The 25,057-nt window shown below is 68.5% G+C and carries 23 protein-coding genes; 9 read left to right on the plus strand and 14 right to left on the minus strand.

The window, feature by feature from the left end:
* Positions 1–17 precede the first annotated feature (17 nt).
* The 3 genes from AC3B5T_RS02365 to AC3B5T_RS02375 are packed head-to-tail and all read left to right on the plus strand — an operon-like array spanning position 18 to position 4,182.
* Positions 18–1,733, plus strand: a complete 1,716-nt coding sequence (locus AC3B5T_RS02365; RefSeq protein WP_488358199.1) for a thiamine pyrophosphate-binding protein — start codon at positions 18–20, stop codon at positions 1,731–1,733.
* A gap of 32 nt (positions 1,734–1,765) precedes the next feature.
* Complete coding sequence (locus AC3B5T_RS02370; protein ID WP_488358200.1) at positions 1,766–2,557, plus strand: SDR family NAD(P)-dependent oxidoreductase; 792 nt, start codon at positions 1,766–1,768, stop codon at positions 2,555–2,557.
* Positions 2,554–4,182: a long-chain-fatty-acid--CoA ligase gene (locus tag AC3B5T_RS02375; RefSeq protein ID WP_488358201.1), complete on the plus strand. Its 1,629-nt coding sequence runs from the start codon at positions 2,554–2,556 to the stop codon at positions 4,180–4,182. The genes AC3B5T_RS02370 and AC3B5T_RS02375 overlap by 4 nt, the downstream gene beginning before the upstream one ends.
* On the opposite strand, the gene AC3B5T_RS02380 is transcribed toward AC3B5T_RS02375, so the two are convergent.
* The 7 genes from AC3B5T_RS02380 to AC3B5T_RS02410 all read right to left on the minus strand — a co-directional run bounded on the left by AC3B5T_RS02380 (position 4,156) and on the right by AC3B5T_RS02410 (position 10,925).
* A complete protein-coding gene (locus AC3B5T_RS02380; RefSeq protein WP_488358203.1) occupies positions 4,156–4,635 on the minus strand; it encodes a hypothetical protein in 480 nt (159 codons plus the stop codon). The genes AC3B5T_RS02375 and AC3B5T_RS02380 overlap by 27 nt on opposite strands.
* 32 nt (positions 4,636–4,667) lie before the next feature.
* Positions 4,668–5,570 carry an LLM class flavin-dependent oxidoreductase gene (locus tag AC3B5T_RS02385; RefSeq protein ID WP_231742211.1) on the minus strand — a complete coding sequence of 301 codons (903 nt, stop codon included), beginning with the start codon at positions 5,568–5,570 and terminating at the stop codon, positions 4,668–4,670.
* 88 nt (positions 5,571–5,658) lie between these two features.
* Complete coding sequence (locus AC3B5T_RS02390) at positions 5,659–6,942, minus strand: fatty acid desaturase family protein (protein WP_488358204.1); 1,284 nt, start codon at positions 6,940–6,942, stop codon at positions 5,659–5,661.
* 8 nt (positions 6,943–6,950) lie between these two features.
* Complete coding sequence (locus AC3B5T_RS02395) at positions 6,951–8,063, minus strand: ferredoxin reductase (RefSeq protein WP_488358205.1); 1,113 nt, start codon at positions 8,061–8,063, stop codon at positions 6,951–6,953.
* 144 nt (positions 8,064–8,207) lie between these two features.
* The gene (locus AC3B5T_RS02400) at positions 8,208–8,687 is read right to left on the minus strand and encodes a DUF456 domain-containing protein (protein WP_488358207.1); all 480 of its coding nucleotides are present in this window, start codon (positions 8,685–8,687) and stop codon (positions 8,208–8,210) included.
* A gap of 14 nt (positions 8,688–8,701) precedes the next feature.
* Entirely contained in the window at positions 8,702–10,459 is a 1,758-nt protein-coding gene (purT, locus tag AC3B5T_RS02405; protein WP_488358209.1) for a formate-dependent phosphoribosylglycinamide formyltransferase, read from the minus strand.
* Positions 10,460–10,565: 106 nt separating this feature from the next.
* Complete coding sequence (locus tag AC3B5T_RS02410; RefSeq protein WP_014928045.1) at positions 10,566–10,925, minus strand: UBP-type zinc finger domain-containing protein; 360 nt, start codon at positions 10,923–10,925, stop codon at positions 10,566–10,568.
* A gap of 44 nt (positions 10,926–10,969) precedes the next feature.
* Here AC3B5T_RS02410 and AC3B5T_RS02415 point away from each other — a divergent pair, with 44 nt between their 5' ends.
* Positions 10,970–12,562 (plus strand): Na+/H+ antiporter, encoded by a 1,593-nt coding sequence (locus AC3B5T_RS02415; protein ID WP_010840747.1) that lies wholly within the window; start codon positions 10,970–10,972, stop codon positions 12,560–12,562.
* Between the two features lie 155 nt (positions 12,563–12,717).
* A complete protein-coding gene (locus AC3B5T_RS02420; RefSeq protein WP_488358211.1) occupies positions 12,718–13,116 on the plus strand; it encodes a hypothetical protein in 399 nt (132 codons plus the stop codon).
* 9 nt (positions 13,117–13,125) lie between these two features.
* On the opposite strand, the gene AC3B5T_RS02425 is transcribed toward AC3B5T_RS02420, so the two are convergent.
* Positions 13,126–14,679: an adenylate/guanylate cyclase domain-containing protein gene (locus AC3B5T_RS02425; protein WP_488358213.1), complete on the minus strand. Its 1,554-nt coding sequence runs from the start codon at positions 14,677–14,679 to the stop codon at positions 13,126–13,128.
* Between the two features lie 73 nt (positions 14,680–14,752).
* The gene (locus AC3B5T_RS02430) at positions 14,753–16,039 is read right to left on the minus strand and encodes an adenylosuccinate synthase (RefSeq protein WP_488358215.1); all 1,287 of its coding nucleotides are present in this window, start codon (positions 16,037–16,039) and stop codon (positions 14,753–14,755) included.
* Between the two features lie 81 nt (positions 16,040–16,120).
* On the opposite strand from AC3B5T_RS02430, the gene AC3B5T_RS02435 reads away from it, so the two are divergent.
* Entirely contained in the window at positions 16,121–16,777 is a 657-nt protein-coding gene (locus AC3B5T_RS02435; protein ID WP_010840751.1) for a hypothetical protein, read from the plus strand.
* Positions 16,778–16,837: 60 nt separating this feature from the next.
* On the opposite strand, the gene AC3B5T_RS02440 is transcribed toward AC3B5T_RS02435, so the two are convergent.
* The 4 genes from AC3B5T_RS02440 to AC3B5T_RS02455 form a co-directional block, all read right to left on the minus strand.
* Positions 16,838–18,190: an MFS transporter gene (locus AC3B5T_RS02440; protein ID WP_014928049.1), complete on the minus strand. Its 1,353-nt coding sequence runs from the start codon at positions 18,188–18,190 to the stop codon at positions 16,838–16,840.
* A 131-nt stretch (positions 18,191–18,321) separates the two neighbouring features.
* The gene (locus tag AC3B5T_RS02445) at positions 18,322–19,230 is read right to left on the minus strand and encodes a cation diffusion facilitator family transporter (RefSeq protein ID WP_010840753.1); all 909 of its coding nucleotides are present in this window, start codon (positions 19,228–19,230) and stop codon (positions 18,322–18,324) included.
* A 48-nt stretch (positions 19,231–19,278) separates the two neighbouring features.
* A complete protein-coding gene (locus tag AC3B5T_RS02450; RefSeq protein WP_035716911.1) occupies positions 19,279–20,403 on the minus strand; it encodes an FUSC family protein in 1,125 nt (374 codons plus the stop codon).
* A gap of 33 nt (positions 20,404–20,436) precedes the next feature.
* Positions 20,437–20,889, minus strand: coding sequence for a DUF3151 domain-containing protein (locus tag AC3B5T_RS02455; RefSeq protein ID WP_010840755.1), 453 nt, complete (start codon positions 20,887–20,889; stop codon positions 20,437–20,439).
* A gap of 353 nt (positions 20,890–21,242) precedes the next feature.
* Between AC3B5T_RS02455 and AC3B5T_RS02460 the strand changes: the two genes are divergently transcribed.
* From AC3B5T_RS02460 to AC3B5T_RS02470, 3 genes are all read left to right on the plus strand, one after another.
* Complete coding sequence (locus AC3B5T_RS02460; RefSeq protein WP_488358216.1) at positions 21,243–23,003, plus strand: Rv0361 family membrane protein; 1,761 nt, start codon at positions 21,243–21,245, stop codon at positions 23,001–23,003.
* Entirely contained in the window at positions 23,000–23,296 is a 297-nt protein-coding gene (locus AC3B5T_RS02465) for a hypothetical protein (protein WP_488358217.1), read from the plus strand. Before AC3B5T_RS02460 ends, AC3B5T_RS02465 begins: the two co-directional genes overlap by 4 nt.
* A 148-nt stretch (positions 23,297–23,444) precedes the next feature.
* Positions 23,445–23,735 (plus strand): hypothetical protein, encoded by a 291-nt coding sequence (locus tag AC3B5T_RS02470; RefSeq protein WP_488358218.1) that lies wholly within the window; start codon positions 23,445–23,447, stop codon positions 23,733–23,735.
* 61 nt (positions 23,736–23,796) lie between these two features.
* On the opposite strand, the gene fbaA is transcribed toward AC3B5T_RS02470, so the two are convergent.
* Positions 23,797–24,834 (minus strand): class II fructose-bisphosphate aldolase, encoded by a 1,038-nt coding sequence (gene fbaA, locus AC3B5T_RS02475; protein ID WP_010840759.1) that lies wholly within the window; start codon positions 24,832–24,834, stop codon positions 23,797–23,799.
* Between the last annotated feature and the right edge of the window lie 223 nt (positions 24,835–25,057).

Genomic DNA, 25,057 nt, shown 5'->3' on the forward strand with positions numbered 1-25,057 from the left:
CTCGAAAGGTCCCCACAATGGCAACTGTCAACGGCGGTCAACTACTTGCCCGCGCGCTCGCCCAGGCCGGCACCACCGAGGTGTTCACCCTCCACGGCGGACACCTCGACGCGTTCCTGATCGCCTGTGCGGGTGAGGGGATCAGGCTCACCGACACCCGGCACGAGGCCAGCGCAGGCCATGCCGCCGATGCGTACGCACGCGTCACTGGCGGCTTCGGCGTCTGCGTGGTCACCTCCGGACCCGGGTTCACCAACGTCTACACCGCCCTGGCCAACGCCTATCTGGACCGCTCACCGACGCTGTTCGTCGTGGGCGCCCCGCCGCTGCGTGAGACCGAAACCAATCCGCTGCAGGGCGGTTTCGATCAGATCGCCGCGGCCGATCCGGTCACGAAGTGGGCATACCGGATCACCGACGCCGCCCGGGTCCCCGAGATCGTGGCGCTCGCGATCCGCAAGGCCACCAGCGGCGTGCCCGGTCCGGTCCTGCTCGAGCTGCCCATCGACGTCATGTTCGGCGAGGCCGACGACGACCAGGTGCGCTTCCCCACCAACTATCGGGTACCGACCCGGTCCGGGGCGGATCCCGACGCCGTCACCCTCGCGCTCGACCTGCTCCACACCGCATCGAATCCCGCGATCGTGATCGGCGGCGGCGTCACCTTCTCGCGTGCCGAAGAAGCGCTCGTGACCTTCGCCGAGACCGTCGGCGTACCCGTCTTCTACCCGGGCAAGGCCGACGGCGCCATCCCGGCCGACCATCCGCTCGCCGGTGGCGGACTCCTGTCGATGGGCACCATCCCGGCTCTCGGAGCACCGACACCCGACGTCGTCCTCATGGCGGGCACGCGGGCAGGGATGTTCACCGGCGGCCGCGCCGGCATGTTCCCCGGCGCCAAGATCATCCAGATCGACATCGACGCCGCCGAGATCGGCCGGATCTACGACGTCGAGGTTCCCATCGTCGCCGACTGCCGCGCCGCGCTCGAACAACTCGCGGCCGAAGCCGCCGGACGAACCTGGCCGGACTGGTCGGAGTGGGCGGCTACGGTCAAGGCCGCCAAGGGCGCTCACGCCGCCGGTTTCCCCGACGCGGCCACCGACACCGGAAAGATGCACCCCTACTTCGCCGCCAAGGCCATCGTCGAAGCATGCCCGCCGGACACCATCTTCGTGCTCGACGGCGCCGAGGCACCGTCCTGGGCGGAGTTCTTCGTCGCCGTCGGCCGTCCGGGAAGCGTCCTGCGGCTGGGCTACCTCGGGTGCCTGGGTGTCGGGCCGGGATTCGCGATCGGAGCGGCCCGCGCCCGACCAGGCGCACCCGTCGTGCTGATCACCGGGGACGGCGCGGCCGGCTTCCACCCGCAGGAGTTCGACACCATGGCCCGTCATCACCTGCCGGTGACCACGGTCGTCTTCAACAACGCCGTCTGGGGCATGTCGATCCACGGCCAAGAGGCCGTCTTCGGGCCCCGAGGCGTGGTCGTGTCCGAGCTGGCCGACAGCGACTACGAGAAGATCGCCGAGGCCTTCGGCGGTATCGGCATGCGCGTCAAGCACATCGACGATCTCGCCCCGGCCGTCGACAAGGCACTCGGCGCCGGTGGTCCCGCCTGCATCAACGCCGAGATCGAACCCGGCATCGTCCATCCGATCACGACCATGATGCTCGGCGACGTGACGAGCACCGACGAGATCGTCGTCCCCTATTACGAGAACCTGCCCCGGTGACCACCGACCACACCCATCGAGAGGGAAAGACCATGGCAGACCAACGAGTCGCAGGCAAGATCGCCGTCGTCATCGGCGGCGGCTCGGGCATCGGCGAAGCCGCGGCCCGTACCCTGGCCGCTCACGGTGCCACGGTGGCCGTGGCCGACGTGAATCGCGAAGCCGCCGAATCGGTTGCGCGAGAAATCGGGGGCGGTGCGCGGGCTCACTGGGTCGACGTGACCGACGAGGCATCGATCGCCGCACTCCTCGCCGGTGTCTCCGACGACCTCGGCGGCGTGGACACCGTGGTGAACTGTGCGGGGCTGAACATCCCCGGCTTCATCGTCGACCTCGACGCACAGCAGTGGCACACAACCATCGAGCTGTGCCTCACCGGCTCGTTCCTGGTGACCAAGCACGCGGGACGAACGCTGAACGACGGCGGATCACTCATCGGCATCGCCTCTCTCAATGCCCGCCAACCGGCAGCCGGCTTCGCGGGCTACTGCGCTGCCAAGGCGGGCATGGTGATGCTCGCCGAGGTCGCCGCACTCGAGCTGGCCCCGCGCGGTATCCGGGTGAACTCGATCTCGCCGGGGCTCGTGGACACCCCGCTGGTGCAGACCCTCACCTCCATTCCGGTCATCCAGGCCGACTTCACTGCGAACACTCCGCTGGAGCGCAACGGCCGACCGGACGAGATCGCCGACGCGGTGCTCTATCTCGCCTCCGACGACTCACGGTGGGTCACCGGGGAGACGATCAACATCAACGGCGGCGCGCATCTGCGCCGGTACCCCGATGTGATGCGCCACCTCGCCGAGATCTCGGCCGCGCAATGACGGCTCCGACACAACGGGACGACGCCGAGACGCGCACCGCGACCCGGGCCGGCGGATACCGTCTCGCCGAGCAGACCCGGCTCCGGGCCCGTCTGCAGGGGAACGCCCCGGCGTTGTCCGGGGCCGGGGTCCACCTCACCTACCGGCAGCTCGACGACCGCACCAGCCGCCTCGCGAACGTGTTGCGCGACCGCGGCATCCGAGCCGGCGACCGTATCGCCGTGTTGGGCAGGAGTTCGACGGAGATCATCGAGACGGTGCTCGCCGCCGCGAAGATCGGCGCGGTCACCGTGCCAATGAACTGGCGACTCTCGGTCCGCGAGCTCGGCGAAGTCGTCGCCGACGCACGAGCACGTCTGATCGTCTGCCACCGCGACTTTCTCGACTCGGTCGCCGAGATACGGTTGAATGCAACCACTCTCATCGAACCGATCGTGTACGGCGACCCACGACAAGCGCGGTCGTACGAACAGTTGGTGGCGACGGCGTCCTCGAGCGATCCGGGTCATGTCGGCGACGCCGACGACGTCGTCCTCCAGCTCTACACCTCGGGCACCACCGGCCGCCCCAAAGGAGTACTCACCTCCAACACCAACCTGGGCGCCTGCACCCAGGCCGGTTGGCCGTGGGGCTTCGACGAATCGTCGGTCAGCCTGTGCCCGATGCCCCTCTTCCACATCGGCGGGCTGGGCTGGGCGCTGGTGGGACTCGCCAACGGCGCACACAACATCGTGATCTCCGACTTCACCCCGGAGTCACTCCTGGACACCCTGGTCGGCGAACGCGTCACCAACGTCTTCCTGGTCCCGACGGTCATCGGCATGCTCGTGGACGTACCGGGCGCCGAGCGGGCCGATGTCGGAGCATTGCGTTCGATCGCCTACGGGTCCGCACCGATCACCCCTGCGCTGCTGCGACGGACTCTGCGCACCTTCGGCACCCCGATGTTCCAGGTGTACGGACTCACCGAAACCCACGGCGCAGTAACTCAACTCGACGCCGAGGATCACAGCACCGACCCCGATCGCGCGCACCTGCTCCGCTCCGTCGGCCGGCCGTACCCCTGGGTGGAACTGAGCATCCGGACCGCATCGCAGAAGGAAGCGCCGCGCGGCGAGCAGGGCGAGATCTGTGTGCGGACACCGCAGGCGACCCGCGGCTACCACCGACGCGACGCCGAGACCGCGGCGACCATCGATCCCGACGGCTGGTTGCACACCGGCGACATCGGCCGGGTCGACGCCGACGGCTACGTGTACGTCACCGACCGGCTCAAGGACATGATCATCACCGGCGGCGAGAACGTCTACCCCACCGAGGTCGAAGCGGTTCTCGGCGACCACCCGGGTGTCGCACAGGTCGCGGTCGTCGGGCTGCCGCATGACACCTGGGGTGAGGTGGTGACGGCGTTCGTCGTGGCCGCACCGGGACACGAGGCCACTGCCGCTGACCTGCGCGCCTTCGCCCGGGCGCGGCTGGCCGGGTACAAGGTGCCCAAGGCCGTCCACGTCGTGGACACGCTCCCACTCGGAGCGACCGGGAAGATCCTCAAACGTGCCCTGCGCGAGCAGTTCACGACTCCTCCCGGACCGGCCGGGTCAACCCCGGCGTCCCCCGATCAGTGAGGTGACATAACGCGCGGGTACGTCGAACCAGACCTCGCGGGCCGGTGTCAGTTGCAGCACCGAGGACGGCAGCTCGGTCGTGTAGGTCAGGCTGAGTGTGCCGGAGAAGTCGGGGTCGACACGATCGAGCGCGGGGATCTCGATGACGAGACCGTCGGTGTGGAGACGCGCGCGGACCATCGAACCCGGCACGGCCGTCCACTCGCAGTCGACGGATCGACCCGCCCGGCCGGGCACGGTCGACATGGTCGCCAGCACGCGGCGCTGGGTCAGCGCCAGGGCACCGGTGAAGGGACGGACGTTGCCCTGCGCCTTCCGGCCCGGGACCCGGCCGCTGAATCGCAGTGTCACGGGCACGAATTCGACGATGTGATGGGCGTGCTCGGCGACGACCTCGCCGCGCAGGTCGTCGGGGAGTTTGCCGATGCCGAGCATCCGGCGCAGGGAGGCCACGGCCACACCCTAGAGCCGGCGGCGCCGTTTCGTCAGGCGAATGCCGCGACCACGTCTGCGGCGCGTCTCAGCTGCTCGGGGTCCGAACTCGTCGGGATGAGTTGCACCTCGTCGGTGCCGATGTCGGCGAAGCGCCGGAGGACCTCGGTGAGCTCTGCCTCGGTGCCCGCCCAGCCCGTGGTGGGTGCGATCGCGTCGACGAACTCCGTCGGGATCCAGTTCATGTAGTGGTGCAGGTGCCGGGTCACCTGGGCACGGGGTCCGTCACCGTCACCGATCGCGAACCAGAAGGAGGTCGCGAGGTGCGGCGCCGCGCGGCCGGCGTCTGCCCACGCCGACCGGGCGACGTCGAAGAGTTCGTTCTGCTTGCGGGTGTCGAGATCGAGGGTGACCCCGGCGATCCCGTCGGCCCAGTCGACCGCGCTGCGGATGGTCTTCGGTCCGGTGGTGCCGACATGCAACTGCGGCCCGCCCTTCCGGTGCGGCGGCGGACCGACCGGCAGGACCGACTCGGTGAGCTTGTCCCCAGCCCACACCCGTTTCATCGTCGCGGCCCGGTCGGCCAGTTGACGCATCGTCTGCGTCGACGGGTCGGCGCCGACCGCCCGGTAGTCCTCGTGTCGCCCACCGACTCCGAGCGCCACGGTGAGGCGTCCGGCCGACAGCATGTCGCCGGTCGCCAGCGACTTGGCGAGCATCACCGGGTCGTGCAGCTGCGGCACGACGACCGTCATCACCAGCGGCACCCGGCGCGTCCACGCCGCCAGGGCCCCGAGGAAGGTCAGGCATTCCGGATTGTCGAACGCGATGCGTTCACCCCAGCACAGCGAACTGAACGGACCGTCGTCGATGGTGGTGGCCCACGAGTGGAGCGTCTCCGCGTCGAGATCGGGCTCCATCACGGGCATCGTCATCCCGATGCGCACGAGCGCCATTCTGGCACGGACGCCCCGCGCCCGGACGTGGTTTCGCAGATGTCGCGCATCGTTGCGGGCAACGCAACGATGCGCGACATCTGTTGTGTCAGTTCTGGTTCCGTCCCGGACTACCGGACGCGGCCCGCCCCACATGCGCTGACCGCACCGGCGAGTTCTTCAGTTCGCGCAACGCGGTCCGCAACCCGCGGCGCTTGCCGGTCTCCGGGTCGACGCCGAAGTGGTCGGTCATCCCCTCGCGGATCGCGAACCGCAGCTCCGACGCCGTCTCCGGCGCATCGTCGGATGTCGCCTTCAACAGTGAATTCGGCAGTGCCAGTTTGGCGATCGTCCGGAACGACTGCGCATACTGACCCAAGAGGGTCCCCGTCGTGTACGGCAGGTCGTACTTGTCGCAGAGCTCGCGGACGCGCACCCCGATCTCCTCGTACCGGCTGCTGGGCAGGTCGGGGAACAGGTGGTGCTCGATCTGATGGCTGAGGTTGCCGCTCATGAACCGCATCAGGGGACCCGCCTTGAAGTTGGCCGATCCCAGCATCTGCCGCAGGTACCAGCGCGGCTGGTCCTCGTTCTCGAACTCCTCGACCGTGAACTTCTCGGCACCGTCGGGGAAGTGACCACAGAAGATCACCATGTACGCCCAGTAGTTGCGGATGATGTTCGACGTGAAGTTCGCCGTCAGGGTCGTCTTCCAGTTCGGACCGGCCAGGACGGGGTAGATCAGGTAGTCCTTGGCGGCCTGCTTGCCGACCTTGGTACCGATCACCCGCAGATCCTTGGCCGCCTGGCGGTAGGTCTTCTCCTTGCTGCGCAGCTTCTCCGTCTCCAGATGATGCAGCGCGACACCGTATTCGAAGAACGTGCCCAGCGTCAGGTTGTAGATCGGGTTACCGACGTTCCACCACTCCCAGGGCTGGTCCCGGGTGACGCGGAGGATTCCGTAGCCCACGTCGTCGTCCATCCCGACGACGTTCGTGTACTTGTGATGGACGAAGTTGTGCGAGTGCTTCCACTGCACGCTCGGACAGGTGGTGTCCCACTCCCACGACGCCGAGTGGACCTCCGGATCGTTCATCCAGTCCCACTGTCCGTGCATCACGTTGTGGCCCAGTTCCATGTTCTCGATGATCTTGGCCAGCGAGAGCATCGCGGTACCGGCCGCCCAGGCGACCTTCTTGTTGCTGAACATCAGGGCGAGGCGGCCGCCGGCCGCGAGACTTCGCTGAACGGTGATCGCCCGCCGGATGTACTTGGCGTCGGCCTCGCCGCGAGACTCCTCGATGTCACGCCGGATGGCGTCGAGTTCGGCGCCGAGGGTCTCGACGTCGCTGTCGGTGAGATGTGCGTACTGATCGATGTCGGTGATGGCCATGAAGCCTCCTACAGATCGAGGGTGCATTCACCAGACACGGCGCTGATGCATGTCTGGATTCGTTCTCCTTCGCGACGCTCCTCGCCGGTGCGCAGGTCACGTACGTAACCTCCGGCGAGCGGCACGACGCAGGTCTGACAGATGCCCATCCGGCATCCGAACGCCATCTGGATTCCCAGGTTTTCACCTGCTTCCAGAAGCGTTGTGGCGCCGTCGATCTCGGATTCCTTGTCCGAGATCGCGAACTTCACGGTGCCACCTTCGCCACCGTGGTCGGTACGCGCGATGGCGAAACGTTCGACGTGCAGCCGCTCGCGCAGACCGCCGTCCTCGTAATGGGCCTCCATCGCGTCGAGCAGCGCCACCGGCCCGCAGGCCCAGCATTCTCGTTCACGCCAGTCCGGCGCCCACTCGTCCATCCGCGAGACGTCGAACTTGCCCATCTCCTTGGTCAGCTGGAGGTTGAGGTCGTAGTCGTCGGCCTCGTCGGCGAGCTGCTCCATCTCGTCGAGGAAGATCACGTCGTCGCGGGTGGGCGCGGAGTGGATGTGCACGATGTCTGGGGTCTGGCCGTGCGCACTCAGCTGTCGCAGCATCGCCATCACGGGCGTTATCCCGCTGCCGGCGGTGACGAACAAGATCTTGCCCGGAACCGGTTCGGGCAGGTGGAAGTCGCCCTTCGGTGACTGCAGCCGGATGATCGTCCCGGGGCTGACGCCGTCGACCAGATGCGACGACAGGAACCCGTCGGGGTTGGCCTTCACCGTGATCGCGATGGTCTTGTTCTCGCCGGCTCCGATGGACGTCAGCGAGTACGACCGCCAGTGCCACTTGCCCTCGATCTGCAGACCGATGCCGACGTACTGCCCCGGTTTGTACGAGTCGGGAAAACCCCAGCCCGTCCGGATCGTGACGGTCGCGGTGTCGTCGGTCTCCTTGGTGACGTCGAGCACCTTGCCGCGCAGTTCGCGTGCGCTCCACAGCGGGTTGATCAGGTGTAGATAGTCGTCCGGCAGCAGCGGCGTGGTGGCCCGGGCCACCAGCCCCCGGAGGATGTTGACCTCCGGCTTGCGGGCCTCGACACCCGCGGCCGGCCGCTTGCTCCACTTCAATAGGTTCACGCAGACTCCTCCCCTGGAATCCCCTTGGCTGGAGTTACCGGCGGGTATATACCCTTCGGTGCACGACTGTACACATTCATCGGTGACCGCGGTCACAAGACTCGATAATGCCAGGTCATCGCAGGTGGCGCGACGCTCCGGCGACTACCACGCGAACGCGCCGCCGGTCCAGATGCCAGTGGCGATCAGAGCGAACAGCAATTCGATGCCGATGGTCTTCGCGGCGGCCTTCAGCGCCGCCCACGCGCCTCGCCACGCACGTTCGATGCTCCGCGTGCGGATCAGCTCCGACACGAGGGCGCCGACGATGAACCCGAGCAGCAGCCCGACGACCGGGACGACGAAGAACCCGACGATGCCGACGAGTCCGCCGACCACGATGGTCCGGTTGGGGATCGCGTCCGACCGCAGGGAACGCCCGGCGACCAGGTATTTGATCACCTCGCCGGCGGCGATGACCAGGAGCGCCAGTGCGAACACCGACCAGGCCCCGCCGCCGACGACCAGCGCCCAGACGAACAGGGCGCCCACGATGAGCAGGGTCCCGGGCAGGATCGGCACGACGATGCCCACGAGACCGACCCCGATCACGGCTGCGACGAGCAGCTCACCCCAGAGCGGCACCTAGTGTCGCCCGGTCACTCGCCGGAACCCGACGCGCCGGGGCGCGCATCGGAGGAGGACCGGCCACCGGTCTTGACCATCGAGGTCATCGCGTCGGCCTGATCGTCCGGGCCCTGGGTGTTCGGAGCCTGGGTGTTCGGAGCCTGGGTGTTCGGGGCGTGTGTGGTGGGCGCCGGCCGTCGCGGCGGACCGGTCGGTCGCGGAGGGGTCCCTGATGGGGGTATCGGGGACGGGGACTTCGGGAGCGGGGGCTTCGGGGCCGGGGGCATCGGGCGCGGACCGCCCACCGGTCGCGGGACCGAAGGCCGGGGTGCGGGCGGCGGACCCGGACGACCGGGAGGCGGGCCCGGCGGCGCGCCCACCGGCTTCGGCACGCCGGGCGGTGGACCCGCGGGTCCACGCGGCGGACCGGCCGGTCCGGGCGGAGGTCCGGGACGTCGCGGAGGCGCCGGGGCCGGGGCGGGTGGGAGCGGGGAGACCGTGCGGACGGCGGCGCGGCCGGGCACCGGGGTGACCAGTGACGCGGCGCGGACGGCGCGCTCACGGGCGGCCGGGACGTCGTCGGCGGTCGCCGTGATCACGCCCATCCGCCGGCGGTGGAAGCTCTCGGGCTTGCCGAACAGGCGGATGTCGGTCTCCGGCACGGCGAGCGCCGCGGCCACGTTCTCGAACCCGATGGCGGGCTGGTCGAGCTGCCCGTAGATGACCGCCGACGCCCCCGGGGACGCGAGCGTGACATCGACCGGGAGGCCGAGGATGGCCCGAGCGTGCATCTCGAACTCCGACAAACGCTGGGTCGCCATCGTGACGAGACCGGTGTCGTGTGGCCGGGGACTGACCTCGGAGAAGTAGACGTCATCTCCCTTGACGAACAGCTCGACGCCGAAAACGCCTCGCCCGGCCAGCTTTCCGTCGCCGAGGGCAGTGGCGATGCGCGCTGCGATCGATGTCGCCGACGCGTGCGCGTCGGGGCTCATCTCGTGCGGCTGCCAGCTCTCCACGTAGTCGCCGTTGATCTGGCGGTGACCGATCGGCGCGCAGAAATGGGACGTCAGCCTGCCGGTGGCCGGATCGATCGCCCGAACGGTGAGAAGGGTGATCTCGTAATCGAATTCGACGAAGCCCTCGACGATCACCCGACTGCCCCGCACCCGACCGCCGGTGTTCGCGGTCTCCCACGCCGACGCCAGGTCCTCGGGACCGCGCACGACCGACTGGCCCTTGCCCGACGAGGACATGACCGGCTTGATCACGCACGGGAACCCGATCTGGCGGGCTGCGACGGTGACTTCCTCGAGTGTGTCGGCGAAGAGATACGGCGACGTCGGCAGGCCGAGCTCCTCGTCGGCGAGGCGCCGGATCCCTTCGCGGTTCATCGTGGCGACGACCGCGCTCGCCGTCGGGATGACCTCGGCGATACCGCGTTCGGCGATGTCGACCAGGGCCTCGGTGGCGATCGCCTCGATCTCCGGCACCACATACGCGGGACGATGCTTGTCGACGACGGCGTGCAGCGCATCGGCATCGGTCATGTCGATGACCTCGGCGTGATGGGCGACCTGGTGGCCGGGTGCGTCGGCGTACCGATCCACGGCGACGACCTCGACCCCGAGGCGCTGGAACGCGATCACGACCTCTTTGCCCAGTTCACCGGCTCCGAGGACCATCACTTTGGTCGCGGTCGGACTCAGCGGCGTGCCGATGACGTCCGGGGGCCCGGTCGTCGGCGCCGGCTGGGCTGCGCTGGTCGCGCTCTCGCTGTTCGACGTCATCCTCAAATCCTACTTGCCGTCAGCACAGATCCCGACGCGGTCGCGCCGGGAGCGGGCTTGATGTCACTCACCCCCGGCATACGACACACCCGCCGACCTCGCGCGGTCATCCCGTCACCTCGTGGACGAAGCACCATCGCCACACCTCGCCCGGTTCGGCCGAACGCATGACCGGGTGCCCGGTGTCGTGGAAGTGACCCGTCGCATGCCGGCGCGGACTGGAATCGCAGCACCCGATGTGCCCGCACGTCAAGCACTTCCGGAGGTGGGCCCAGTGGGTCTCACCGATCGCGACGCAATCCTGGCAGCTGCGGGCGTCGCCGGCCGCGGGTGCCGGATCGCCGGCCGGTGCGGCGTCGAACGCCTCCAGCTCAGCGCAGCGCGCGGTAGCCGTCGAACTGTCGGAACCGGCCTCCGGTGGACCGGACGCGACCGGGGAGGAGGACTTCCGGCGAAAGATTTGCATGCTCGACATTATCCACCGCGGAGGGCGCCACTAGAGTCGCTCGAATGGGCGCATCGCTACTGCTGGTCGCGGTCATCGCCGTGGCGGTCGCCGCGCTGTGTCGTCGCTACGAACTGTCGTCGCCACTCGTGCTGGTCACCGTCGGCCTGGGGATCGGATGGATCCCCGAGCTGCCGTCGGTGGCCCTCGAGCCGGAACTGGTGCTGTTCCTCATCCTGCCGCCGCTGCTGTACTCGGCCGCGCAGGAGAGTTCGTACCAGGCGTTCCGCGCCAACTGGCGCGCGATCGGATTCCTGGCGGTCGGACTCCCGCTGGTGACGACGCTGGTGGTGGGGTACGTCGCCTATCTCGTGGTCCCCAATCTCCCGCTGGCCGCGGCGCTGGTCCTCGGGGCCGTCGTCGCACCGCCGGACGCTGTCTCGGCGCAGGCCATCGGTCGCCGGCTGGGTCTGCCGCGCCGGATGATGACACTGCTCGGCGGCGAGAGCCTGCTCAACGACGCAACCGCGCTGACCGCCTTCCGGATCGCACTCGCCGCGGCGGTCGGCGCCACCGCGACGGTCGGCGAAGGGGTCCTGACGTTCGCGGTGGCGGCCCTCGGCGGCCTGATCGTGGGACTCGTCGTGGGGATGGTGGTGTCCTGGGTGCGCGTCTGGCTCACCGACCCGCCGATGGAGACCGCCATCGGCATCATCGTCCCGTTCGCCACGTACTACGCCGCGGAGGAACTGCACGGCTCGGGTGTCATCGCGGTGGTCACCGCCGGTCTCTACCTCGGGCACCGATCGGTGCGGCTGGGTTACGCGACGCGACTGCAGGACGACGCGGTGCGCAAGTCGATCGACACCATCCTCGAGTCGTTCGTCTTCCTGCTGATCGGTCTGCAGCTGCCCATGCTCATCGAGGGCGTCGAGAACGAGTCGTGGACGCAGATCGCCATCGACGCCGCGGCGGTCCTGGCGGCGACGATCCTCGTGCGGATCGTCTGGGTCTTCCCCGCGACGTATCTGCCCCGCCTGCTGTCGCGTCGGATCCGCGACCGCGAACCGTCACCCACCCCGGCGTCGGTCTTCGTCGTGTCCTGGGCCGGCATGCGCGGAGTGGTTTCGCTGGCCGCCGCGTTCGCCATTCCCGTGTACACCGAGGCGAACGAGCCCTTCCCCGCCCGCGCGGAGATCCTGTTCCTGACCTTCGTCGTCGTGGTGGGCACGCTGTTGATCCAGGGCACGACGCTGCCCTGGGTCATCCGGTTCCTGGGCGTCAGCGGCGACGAGCGAGCCCAGGACCGGCTGGCCTATGCATCCGCACAAGACCGGGCGTCCCGCGAAGCCGAACGCCGGCTCGACGAATACGCCACCGAGCTGACCGACGACGATCCACGCCGCCTCCAGGTGGCGATGCTGCGCAAGTGGATCACGACGCAGCGCAACGTCGCGTGGGAGGAGCTGGGCCGCGGACCCGAGGATCTCGGCGAGAGTCCGACGTCGGCCGGGGCCCGTCTGCGGACGGAGATCCTGCAGATCCAGCGCGCGGTGTTCATCGCCGAACGCGACGCCGGCCGCATCGACGACGAAGTACTGCGGATCGCGTTGCGCCGCCTCGACTTCGCCGAGGGGCAGGGCGACCGCGACGTGTAGCCCCCTGAGGAGCCCGGAGCCTGCGGAGGGCGACCCCATCGCCCCCTGAGGAGCCCGGAGCCTGCGGAGGGCGTCTCGAAGGGTCCCCCACCCGAACGAACCCGGGGAGTTCTGCCCATTCCGCGTTCGGAAGTCCTGCCCTACCTTCGGTTCCCATGACCACGACCATGACCCGCCTGGCCACCGCCGGCGCCTCCCTCGTCCTCGCCGCCGGCGCTCTCGCCGTCGGCACCTCCACCGCTGCCGCCGCTCCGTCCGCACCGTCCTGCGATGCCGGGCAACGGACCGTCACCTCCGTCGTCACCGCGCAGTCGGCGGCATCGATCTGCCAGTGGCGCACCGATGGCACGCTCGAATACCGGGGTGTCGCTCTCGCCAGCGGGAACGCCCTGTGCATCCCGGTGGCCGAGGTGCACCTGCAGGAGAACGGCAGTGGCCGTTACTACTACGTCGCCTACAACAACGGATACAAGTACTCCGTCTTCGACGGACTGGGCCTGAGCATCGTCGGCCCCGACGGGTTGCTGATCAGCTCCGAGGACGCGATCGGCTGAGCGAGAACGTCATTCTTCGTCGACGAACGCGGCGAACACGGCGGTCTCTTCCGTACGGCCGCGCAGCGAGGTGGTCTCCTGTTCCTCCCAGCGCGCCGCCTCACTCGGCTGCGCGGCCTTGACCGCGCGCCCGGAGGCCAGCGGGCGCCGCGGATCCCGCTTGGCCAGTTCCGACAGCCGGGCGCTCTCGTTGACCGGGTCGCCGATGACGGTGTACTCGAATCTCTCGATGGCGCCGACGTTCCCGGCGACCACGGCCCCGTGGCTGACCCCGATCCCGGCCGACAGCTCCGGTACCTCCTCGGCCAGACCGGAGGCGATGTCGCGGGCGGCGGCGAGTGCGCTGCCGGCGGCGTCGTCGAGGTCGATGGGTGCGCCGAAGATGGCGAGCACCGCGTCGCCCTCGAACTTGTTCACCAAGCCGTCGTGTTCCTCGACCGACCGCACGATGACGGCGAAGAACTTGTTGAGGATCTCGACCACCTCGGTCGGTCGTCGTTGCGAGGCAAGCGTCGTCGAACCGATGACGTCGACGAACAGCGTGGCGGCCAGACGTTCGGTGCCACCGAGTTCGGGATTCGACGACATCGCCGCCTCGGCGACCTCATGGCCCACGTGGCGGCCGAAAAGGTCCCGTATCCGTTCTCGCTCACGGAGTCCGGCGACCATCGAGTTGAAACCGACCTGTAGGTCGCCGAGTTCGGTGCCGTCGTAGACGACGAGATCGGCGTTCTCGAGGTCGCCGTCGCTCACCCGGTTCATCCCGGCACGCACGCTGCGGATGGGTCCGGTCACACTCATGCTCGACAGCAGCGTCAGGAGCAGACCGGTGAACAGGGCGGTGATCCCGAGGACCGTGGCACCGACGAACAAGTCGAGCTTGGAGGTCTCGTCCCGTGCGAGCCCGAAGGCCAGGACCAGCAGGATGCCGATGATCGGGATCGCCGAACCCACCATCCACGAGACGACCGAGCGCGCCTTCACACCGGTGCGCTTACGCCTACGATGCCCGGCCGAGATCAGTTCCGCCGCAACGGGACGCAGCGTGAAGTCGATGAAGAGATACGAGATGGCCACCACCACGACGCCGCTGAGGCTCACCACGAACAGCGTCTTCGGGATCAGCTGCGGGTCGACGATCCCGTACATGATCGTGAGCATGACGGTGGCGACACCCCACAGGAAACCCTGGACCAGCGACAGCCGCCACGGCAGCCGCATCGTCCGCCGGGCGTCACGTTTCGTCGGCGGGACGTCGCGGATGGCCCAGCGCAGGTCGCGGACGCCGACGTAGGTACCCCACCCGATCCCGACCACGAAGGCCACGGTGATGTAGACGGGCACCACGATGAAGTTGACCCACCAGAGTTCGGCGGTGAAGACGGTCGGCTGCGGGATGCCGACCGCGGTGAGCGCGACCGCGACGATCGCGCCGAACATGTTGGCCACCACGATCGACGCGGTCAGCAGGGTCTGAATCCGGACCCGCTGCTTGATGCTGCTCTCGCCGACGGATCCGAGCAGGATGGAACCGTAGTCGCGACTCCCCCGCTTGGCACGCATGGGCACTAGCTAATCACGAGCCGTGCCCGGATCCGCGACGAGCTTCGCGGAGCCACCGCCGGAGCGTCGGCCCTCAGACGATCTCGCGCCGCACGATGGTCTGGTCGCGACCGGGACCCACGCCCACGCACGAGATGTGCGCACCCGAGAGCTCCTCGAGCCGCAGGATGTAGTTCTGCGCGTTCTGCGGCAGTTCCTCGAAGGTCTTGCACTGGGAGATGTCCTCCCACCAGCCCGGCATCTCCTCGTAGATCGGCTTCGCGTGGTGGAAACCGGTCTGGGTCATCGGCATCTCCTCGACCCGTTCGCCGTCGACCTCATAGGCCACGCAGATCGGCACGGTGTCGAGGCTGGAGAGGACGTCGAGTTTGGTGAGGAAGTAGTCGGTGATCCCGTTGACGCGGGTGGCGTAGCGGGCGATCACGGCGTCGAACCAGCCGCAGCGACGGGCACGTCCGGTGGTCACACCCACCTCGCCGCCGGTCTTGGCCAGGTAGGCGCCCCACTCGTCGAAGAGCTCGGTCGGGAACGGTCCCGAGCCCACCCGTGTGGTGTAGGCCTTCAGGATGCCCAGGACGGTGGTGATCTTGTTGGGGCCGATACCGGCGCCCACCGCCGCGCCGCCGGCCGTCGGGTTCGACGACGTCACATACGGATAGGTGCCGTGGTCGACGTCGAGCAGGGTTCCCTGGGAACCCTCGAGCAGCACCGTCTCGCCTTTTTCGAGTGCCTGGTTGAGCAGCAGCCGGGTGTCGGCGATGCGGTGTTTGAACCCCTCGGCCTGGCCGAGGACCTCGTCGACGACCTGCGCCGGGTCGAGGGCCTTGCGGTTGTAGATCTTGACCAGGATCTGGTTCTTGAGTTCGAGCGCGGCCTCGACCTTCTGGGCCAGGATCTTCTCGTCGAGGACGTCGGCGACGCGGACCCCCACGCGGGCGATCTTGTCCTGATAGCAGGGGCCGATGCCGCGGCCCGTGGTGCCGATCTTCTTGTTGCCCAGGAAGCGCTCGGTGACCTTGTCGATCGCGACGTGGTACGGCATCAGCAGGTGCGCGTCGGCGGAGATCAGCAGGCCCGAGGTGTCGACATCGCGGTCCTCGAGTCCACCGAGCTCGGTGAGGAGCACGCCGGGGTCGACGACCACGCCGTTGCCGATCACGTTCTGCACGCCGGGCGTCAGGATGCCGGACGGGATGAGGTGCAGCGCGAAGGATTCCCCGCTCGGCAGTACGACGGTGTGCCCGGCGTTGTTGCCACCCTGGTAGCGGACAACCCAGTTGATCCGGCCTCCGAGGAGGTCGGTCGCTTTGCCTTTGCCCTCGTCACCCCACTGGGCTCCGATAAGCACGATCGCGGCCATGTCCGGTACTCCTTTGTGTGGCGCGCTTGGGACCAAACCCGACCAACACTACTGGGTCCGCGCGCTCGATACGCTATCCGCGTGCCGTTTGCCCTTCTCAGCCAGACCAGCCGCGCCGACGACAAGAAGGCCGTCCGTGCCGCGGTCGCCGATGCCCTGACCGATCCCGACGTCTCCCGCCTGGTCGTCGAACCGCGCGTCGCCGAACGGTTCGCGCCCACCGTGCCCCACGAGAACGACATCTTCCTGTCCCAGGTGCTCGCCGCACTCATGGTCACCGAACGACTCGACGTCGAGGTCGCGTACGTCTCCGCCGAGGCCACCCCGGCGACGCGCCGCTACGGGTTGCCGCACGGGCCGGCCGCGCGTGAACTGGCCGAGCACGGCACCGCGGTCGCGGTCCCGCTCATCCGCGACGACGCCGCGACGGTCGTGGTCGGCAGCGCCCGTCATCTTGGTGCCGACGGCGCGAAACTGCACGGTGAGACCTATGTCGACAACGAGCGACTTTTCGACGGCGAGGTGCGCTCGATCCTCATCGAACCGACCCTCGCCGCGCCCGGGCTACGCGCGCAGGTCGAGCGGATGTTGCTGCCGGGCAAGTGGTTCGCCGGACGTGCCTGCCAGACCGGCGGCACCAATGTCGTCGTCGAACGTGAGGGTGTGGTGAACCCGCGCGTCCTCAAGCGGTCGACGTTCTACCGTCACGTCACCGATCTGCTGCTCGTCCGCCCCTGACCGGAATCCGTAGCGCCAGTGCGGATATGACGCGCATTGTCGCTACCGATTCCCGACGGGTCAGGCGACCGGACGTGCCTCCGGGCCCGTGGTGAGGTGGAGGTCGTCGCGCCGGATGAGCGCGGTCGCCACGACGCTGATGATCGCGGTGAGCACGAGATATCCGGCGGCCAGCCACGGCGACCCGCTCGCCGCGCCGATCAGTGCGGTGAGGATCAGCGGCGTCAGTCCCGAGGCGTAGATGCCGGAGAACTGATAGACCACCGACAGGCCCGTGTAGCGCACCGGGGTCGGGTACAGGCTCGCGAACAACGTTCCCTGCGCGCCGTAGAAGAGCGCATGGATCACGCCGAAGACGATCACCAGCCCGACGGTGAACCACAGCAGGTTCGCCGTCCCGAACAGGGCGAACACCGGATAGACCGCCACGCCGTAGGCGGTGATCCCGATGAGGTAGATCGTCTTGGCGCCATAGCGGTCGGTGAGCAGGCCGGAGAACGGCAGCAGGGCCGCCATCACCAGCGAGGCGATCGTCACGGCCACCAGGACCGGGACCTTCTCCATGTCGAGTTCGCTGGTGGCGTAGGCGATCGCGAAGACGCCCCAGGTGTTGAAGGCGGAGCCCTCACCCCACCGGGCGAGGAGACCGAGGACGGTGTTGCGCGTGTTCGGCGGGACCACGACGTCGCGCAGCGGTGCCGTGGACTTCTTCGCGAGTTCGGCGACCTCGGCGAACGCCGGCGTCTCGTCCACCTTCAGGCGCACGACGAAGCCGATGACCACGAGGACGATGCTCACCAGGAACGCGATGCGCCAGCCGTAGGTCAGGAACGCCTGCTCGTCGAGGACCACCTGCAGCAGGGCGAACACACCGGTACCCAGTGCGAGTCCGAGCGCCAGACCGATCTGGGGGATGCTCCCGAACAGACCGCGTTTGCCGTCCGGACTGTGCTCGACCGACAGCAGGACCGCACCCGCCCACTCCCCGCCCAGCGCGAACCCCTGCACGACCCGCAGGAGCAGCAGCAGGATCGGGGCGAGCACACCGACCGACGCCGCGGTCGGCAGCACGCCCATCAGGGCGGTCGCGACGCCCATCATCACCATCGTGATCGCGAGTGTGCGCTTGCGGCCGATGCGATCGCCGATGTGCCCGAACACGATTCCGCCGATCGGACGCACCACGAAGCCCACCGCGAACGTGGCGAAGGACAGCAGCGTGCCGACGAACGAACTCTGGTCGGGGAAGAACAGCTGGTTGAACACGAGGCTCGCCGCGGTCGCGTAGAGGAAGAAGTCGTACCACTCGACGGTCGTGCCGAGAAGACTTGCCGCGACGACGGTGCGGAGGCGCTTGCGACGCTCGGCATCGGTCTCGACGACCGGCGCAGCTGCGAGTGTGGAGGTAGCCATGACCGACACACGGTAACGACGCGGCCGCCCGATCCGGCGACTACGAATCAGCGTGAACGAAAAGTTGCGACCGCTGCTCGGGCGTCAGCCGGCCGCGATGTGGGGCCTGTCCGCGGCTCGACGGCGCGCGGTCACCAGGTCATCTCCTCCCGGCACCGTCGCTGGTGATCGTCGGGATCGATCTGCACCGTCGCGTGCTCGAGACCGTGGCGCGCCAGGACGGCCTGCGCGGCGGGCAACACCTCGGCATTGGGCCGATTGCTGCCGAGATGCACGGTGGCCACATCCATCCCGGTCGTGAGCGTCCAGACATGGAGGTCGTGCACGTCGTCGACCACCGGGATGTCGGCCAGATCGGCCCGTAATGCCTCGACGTCGACGTGGGCCGGCGCCTGCTGGTTCAGGATGCGCAGCGCGTCGAGTGCCAGTCGCACCGCCCGCGGAACCACCCACAGCGCGATCAGTACCGCGACGACGATGTCGGCGTAACCCCATCCGGTCGTCATCGCGACGATGCCGGCCACGAGTACGCCGACGCTGCCGACGGCGTCGGCCAGCACCTCCAGGTATGCGCCGCGGACCGCGATCGATTCCTTCGCGTCGGCCCGCAGCAGCAGCATGACCCCGAGGTTCACCAGCAGGCCCACCAGGGCCACGACGATCAGGGTGAGGCCCGGGACCTGCGGATCGCTGCCGATCCGCTCGACCGCCTCGTAGAGCACGAAGACGGCGACGCCCATCAGCAGTACGGCGTTGGCGACCGCGGTGAACACCTCGGCGCGGTGCCAGCCGAAGCTACGGGTGTCGGTGGTCCGCCCGTGACGGCCGAGCAGCAGTGCGATCAGGCCCATGACGAGTGCGACGACGTCGGTCAGCATGTGGCCGGCGTCGGCGATCAGTGCCAGCGAGTTCACCAGGATGCCGGTGACCAGTTCGACGACGAAGTAGCCGCCGATGAGCGCGACGGCCAGCACCATCGGCCAGAGGCGGCGCCGGCCCCCGGCCGTGGGAGCGTGCGAGTGCGAATGTGAGTGCCCCATGATGCCGGTCAATATATGCAGAAGTTCGCATATGTGGCAACAGGTCGGTCAGCTCCGGAGGGTCGCCAGTGCGGAGGACCTGCGCAGACCCGCCGTCATCAGCAGGTCCACGAGCAGCGAGCGGATCTCGGCGAGCAACGCGGCCTCCGACAACTCGCTGTTGGTGACCAGGTCGACGCGGGCCTTGCGCACGATGCTGCGGATCACCCGGGCCGCGTCGGCCTGATCGGGTTCCTCACCGGGATCGGCCATCATCATCGCGCGCAGCACCTCGAAGGCCCCGGCGAGATCGTCGATGATCTCGATCAGCTCGGGGAGCACCGGCACACCCCGCTGGGTCATGCCGAGCGAACGCCGCGCGATGATGCGGAAGTTGCGGACCGCGTTGTCGATGGGGTCGGCGGTCGCCGAGATCCGGTCCAGCCGCATCCGGGAGCCCCAGTAGAGCGGTGAGATGCGCGTGACCTCGCGCCCGCCGGTCATGTCCGACCGCATCTTGTTGATCGCGGCCTGCGTCCCGCGCCCGGACTCGAGTGCGGCGGCAATGAGTTCCTCGTCGCGCTCGCGCAGTCCGGTGGCCAGCTGGCGGGCGGCGTCGCGGACCGTCGCGAGGACGCCGGCCGCGTCACGGCGCGCCCGGCTCGCCGGATTCACCGGCAGGAGCGCCCCCACGAGGATGCCGACCAGCCCGCCGATGAGCGCATCGAGCGCGCGATGGAAACCCGCCACGCCGCCGGGCGGGAGGAGCGTCGCGACCAGCGCGGCCGACGAGGCCGCCTGCATGGGGACGAGCGGGCCGTCGTCGAGGAAGACCGCCACCGTCATCGCCAGGGCGACGACGACCATGATCTGCCAGGCCCCCTCGCCGACCAGGCTGATGAACAGGTCGCCGACGAGGATGCCGATCGCGACGCCGCCGACGAGTTCGGCGGCCCGGCGCCACCGCTGCCCGAGGGACAGGCCGAGGGAGATCACCGCGGCGATGGGCGCGAAGAACGGATCGGGATGGACGAAGACCTCCACCGCGATCCACCATGACACCCCGGCGGCCAGCGCACACTGGACGATCGGCACCAACGACACGCGTAGCCGGCGCAGCCGGTTCTTCAGCGGCGCGGGCATCGCGTTGAACACCCGGCGCGGATACGACGGGTTCGCGGCTCTTGCTGCCATCAGGCGGACGTCATCCGCGGGTGACCGGTCGGATCACACGAGGCCGAGTTCGGCGGCCGCGCGTGGATCGCTGTCGTTGAGCAGGTCGAGGCAACGCAGGTGTTCGTCTTCCTCGCCGATCAGTTCGGCGGCCCGGGCGAGCGCCCCGACGCACCGTAGGAAGCCGCGATTGGGTTCGTGGCTCCACGGCACCGGCCCGAAACCCTTCCAGCCGTGTCGTCGCAGTTGATCGAGGCCGCGGTGATAACCGGTCCGCGCATAGGCGTACGCCGCGATCACCGCGGCAGAGTCGATGTCGTCACCGGCCGCGGCGGTCTTCGACGACTCGAGAGCCGCCTCGGCAAGGTAGGCCCAGGCGATCGAGGCGGTCGGATGCGCGGCCGCGACCTCCGCCGCGGCGGCACCGTTGAGCAGGTCTGATTCGGCGTCGTCGTCCCCGGTGAGCAGAACCGGTTGCGGGCCGAGAAGATCTCCGAAAGACGTCATGTCCTCTATTCAAGCATCGTGCCGCCCGGGGCCGTCGGTTCGATCAAACGCCCTAGTGCTGGAATGTCGGGCCGTTCGCTAGGGTGAATGACGCAATCGGTCCTGCTGCCCCCGGTGATCGGCGTCATCGGACGGCCGGACCGAAGTCGTGCGATGGCGAATACGGGGTGAAACAGTCGATGGCGCGATCCGAGAGGCCGAGAGCTGCTGTCACCAGGGCATTGTCGACCCTGAAACAGGTTCGGGATGATCGTCGCGCTCGCCGGACGGGTGCACGACCGGTGCCCGGCATCACTCCGACCGGCACCGACGCCACTCCACCCAGCACCAGCAGAGAGGGCCGCGAGCCAGCTGTGGACGATTCCACCAAGAACGAGACCGCCGAGGACAAGGCCGCGACGACCGAGGCGACCGCCGCGGAGTCCACGGCAGACGCGTCCACGGCGGACGGCGCCGCGAAGAAGCCCGCAGCACCGAAACCGAAGGGTGGGCGCGGGATCGACGGCGCCACCCAGGTGATCAATCGCGACAGCCTGCCGTCGGCCGAGGACCTCGAGGACCTGGACGACATCGACCCGCTGAGTGCGGAACCCGAGTCCGCGGAGACCGGCGAGACCGCTGCCGACGACAGCGCCCCCGACGACGCCACTCCTGCACCGAAGCGCCTCGGCCCGAGCGACTCGGCGACCACCGTCATCCAACGGTCGGATCTCCCCGACGCCGCCGAGCTCGAGGACCTCGACGACATCGACCCGACCGCCCCGGAGCCCGACGCAGCTTCCCCCGAAGCCGAGCTCGCCGATTCCGAGTCAGCGGCGTCGGACACCGAGTCCGGGCCGCCCGACGCCGAGGCTCCCGAGTCCGAGACCCCCGCATCCGACTCCCCCGAGTCCGAATCCCCCGCTTCTGAATCCACTGAGCCCGAGTCGGATTCGGATACCGAGGCGACCGCCGAACCGACGCTTCCCGACGACACGGACCCGTCGACGGGTACCGCGGTCAGCGCCGGTGTGGCAGCGGCGGGTGCGGCCGCAGTGGCCGTCGGAACGGCTCCCGGTGACTCCGACGCCGAGACCGAGGCCGATGCCGAGACCGATGCTGACGCGGAGGCCGAAGCCGAGCCGGTGGACGACGACACGGCGACGGACGAATCCGCGCCGGACGAGACTGCACCGGACGAGTCCGGTGTCGCATCAGAAGCAGACCAGGACCCCGTCGTCGACCCGGACGCCGAGGCGGAGCCGGTGGACGACGAGCCGGCCGACGCCACCGACACGACCGAGCCGGCGGTTCTCGAGGACGAGGCACCCGAGGCAGCGGCGGCGGACGAAACGGCAGAGACCACCGCAGCGGCGGACGAGACGGCGGAGACGGAGGCCGACTCGCCGACCGAGCCGATCACCGTCCCCGCCGGTGGGAGCACCGACACGAACGAGACGGACACCACCGACACCGACACCGAGGCTGCCGCCGAGGACTCCGGATCGGACGCGGCGACGACCGTGATCCCCGCGGCAGCCGCTGCCGCCGCCTCTGCGCGGAGCGAGACGTCCGCGCAGGCCGAGGAGGAGGCCCGGACCACACCGGAGCCGGCCGTTTCGGCATCGACCGAGGGATGGACGACCACCGACCGCGAACCGCAGGTCATCCCGGGTAGCGGCCCCACGTCACCGAAGAAGAAGCGCGGCAAGGGTCTGCTGATCGCGGCGGCAGCGGTCGTGGTGGTGATCGTGGCCGTCGTCGGCGGCATCTTCGCCTACAACAGCCTGCGCGCACCGGCGCCCGCCGACGAGGCCGCGACCGTGGCCATGGATTACACGACCGCACTGTACGAGGGTGACCTCTCGACCCTGCGGTCGGTCACCTGCGGCGAGCTCAACGCTTTCTACAGCGATTTCGACGACGCCGCGTACCAGCGGACCTACGAGGCGCAGCGGGCCCGCAACGAACTCGTGCAGACGCAGGCGATCAACGCGGTCCGCGTCGTCGAAGGCGGCGACCAGGCCGTCGTCGAAGTGGTCGCGGTACACACCAATTCACCCGATCAGCCCGAGACCGTCACGCTGAACCTGCAGCGCGACGGCGACGACTGGAAGGTCTGCAACCCCACGTGACGAGCGGACATCGGTCCGGCCCACCGCCGGCCGGCCCGGGTGACCGTTCTGCGCCGGGCTACTTCACGCCCCCGTCCCGACCGGCACCACCTGCGGGCACGACGCCACGCCGGGGTCTCTCGACGGACATCCGTCCCGTGCCGGACAACCGGGTCCGAAGCAATCGAATCCGTCCCTACGACGTGGGTTCGCCGCAACGGTCCCGGTCGCGCGTCGACCCGGCCGTCGTCATCGCGGCGCTGGTGATGGTCGCGCTCGCCGCCGCGGTCGTCGTCGGGCTCGCCCTCACCTGAGGCGCTCCAGCACGGACACGTAGGTGGTTCGCCGGCTTGGCCTCATCGATGAACACACAGATGTCGCGACGCTGCGAGCATCGAGGGACCGCGGCAATTTCATCCTGTGCGACAGTGTTCAACCACCGGCGATGGGTAGATTGCACCTGTGCTGCTTGCCGAGGCCGGACTTTCAGAATGCGCTCCAGACGCTGCGTGCAGCGCGGATCTCAACCGTCTGGTCTATTTAGCTTTCGCATCCCTCGTCCTGTTCTCCGTATGGATCACGCTGTCGATGTTTGCAACGGTCGACGTCGTCGGTCATCGTCTCGGCCTGCAACGCAGTGTGGCCTGGCTGAGCATCGTCTGGATCGTTCCGATCGTCGGCGCGACCGTATGGCATCTGAGCACGTGGTGGTCAGAACGCGATCCGACGCCGGATTCACCGACAGGCTGGTAAACCGAAAAGACAACTGCCCGCACCTCTTTCGGGGTGCGGGCAGCGATCGTGGGACTCTCCGTCAGGCAGTCAGGGACTTGCCGTTGGACTTGAGGTCGTTACACGCCTCGACGACGCGCTCGCTCATGTTGGTCTCGGCCTTCTTCGACCAGCTGCGCGGGTCGTAGACCTTCTTGTTGCCGACGTCGCCGTCGACCTTCAGCACACCGTCGTAGTTGCTGAACATGTGGCCGGCGACCGGGCGGGTGTAGGCGTACTGCGTGTCGGTGTCGACGTTCATCTTCACGACGCCGTAGCTCAGGGCCTCATCGATCTCGCTCTTGAGCGAGCCCGATCCGCCGTGAAAGACGAAGTCGAAGGGCTTGGCTCCGTCGCCGAGGCCCAGCTTCTTCGCGGCGACCTCCTGGCCGGTGTTGAGGACATCGGGGCGCAGCTTCACGTTGCCCGGCTTGTAGACGCCGTGCACGTTGCCGAAGGTCGCGGCGAGCAGGTAGCGGTTGCCCGAGTCGCTGGCACCGAGGGCCTCGATGGTCTTCTCGAAGTCTTCGGGGGTGGTGAACAGCTTGTCGTTGATCTCGTTCTCGACGCCGTCCTCCTCGCCGCCGACCACGCCGATCTCGATCTCCAGGATGATGTTGGCTGCGCCGGCCTTCGCCAGCAGCTCCTTGGCGATCTCCAGGTTCTCGTCGAGCGGCACGGCGCTGCCGTCCCACATGTGCGACTGGAAGAGCGGGTTGCGGCCGGCGTCGACGCGCTCCTGCGACACCTGCAGCAGCGGGCGGACGTAGGTGTCGAGCTTGTCCTTGGGGCAGTGGTCGGTGTGCAGGCCGATGAGGACGTCGTACTTCTCGGCGACGACGTGCGCGAACTCGGCGAGCGCGACCGCACCGGTCACCATGTCCTTGACACCCTGTCCGGACCCGAACTCGGCGCCACCGGTCGAGAACTGGATGATCCCGTCACTGCCTGCGTCGGCAAAACCCTTGATGGCGGCGTTGATCGTCGACGACGAGGTGCAGTTGATCGCGGGGAATGCGTAACCGCCCTTCTTCGCCTTGTCGAACATCTCGGCGTACTGCTCCGGGGTTGCAATGGGCATCGACGGATCCTCCAGGGTGTTGATGTGCTCTGGTGTTCGGGTTCTCTCGCCGTCGATTGGTGCTTCGGTGGCGAGCAGCCGGACTTCCCGCGGCCGGACTTCACTCAGTATGGCAGGTGCCACATCACCCGGCGCGGGCACCATTCATGCCCGGACCTGCTGGAAACCGGCGGTGGCGGACCCGTGAGATTCTGTCCTCGCCCCACGCGCAGGTACTCTGGGT

It is taken from the genome of Gordonia sp. G4, from assembly GCF_057770005.1.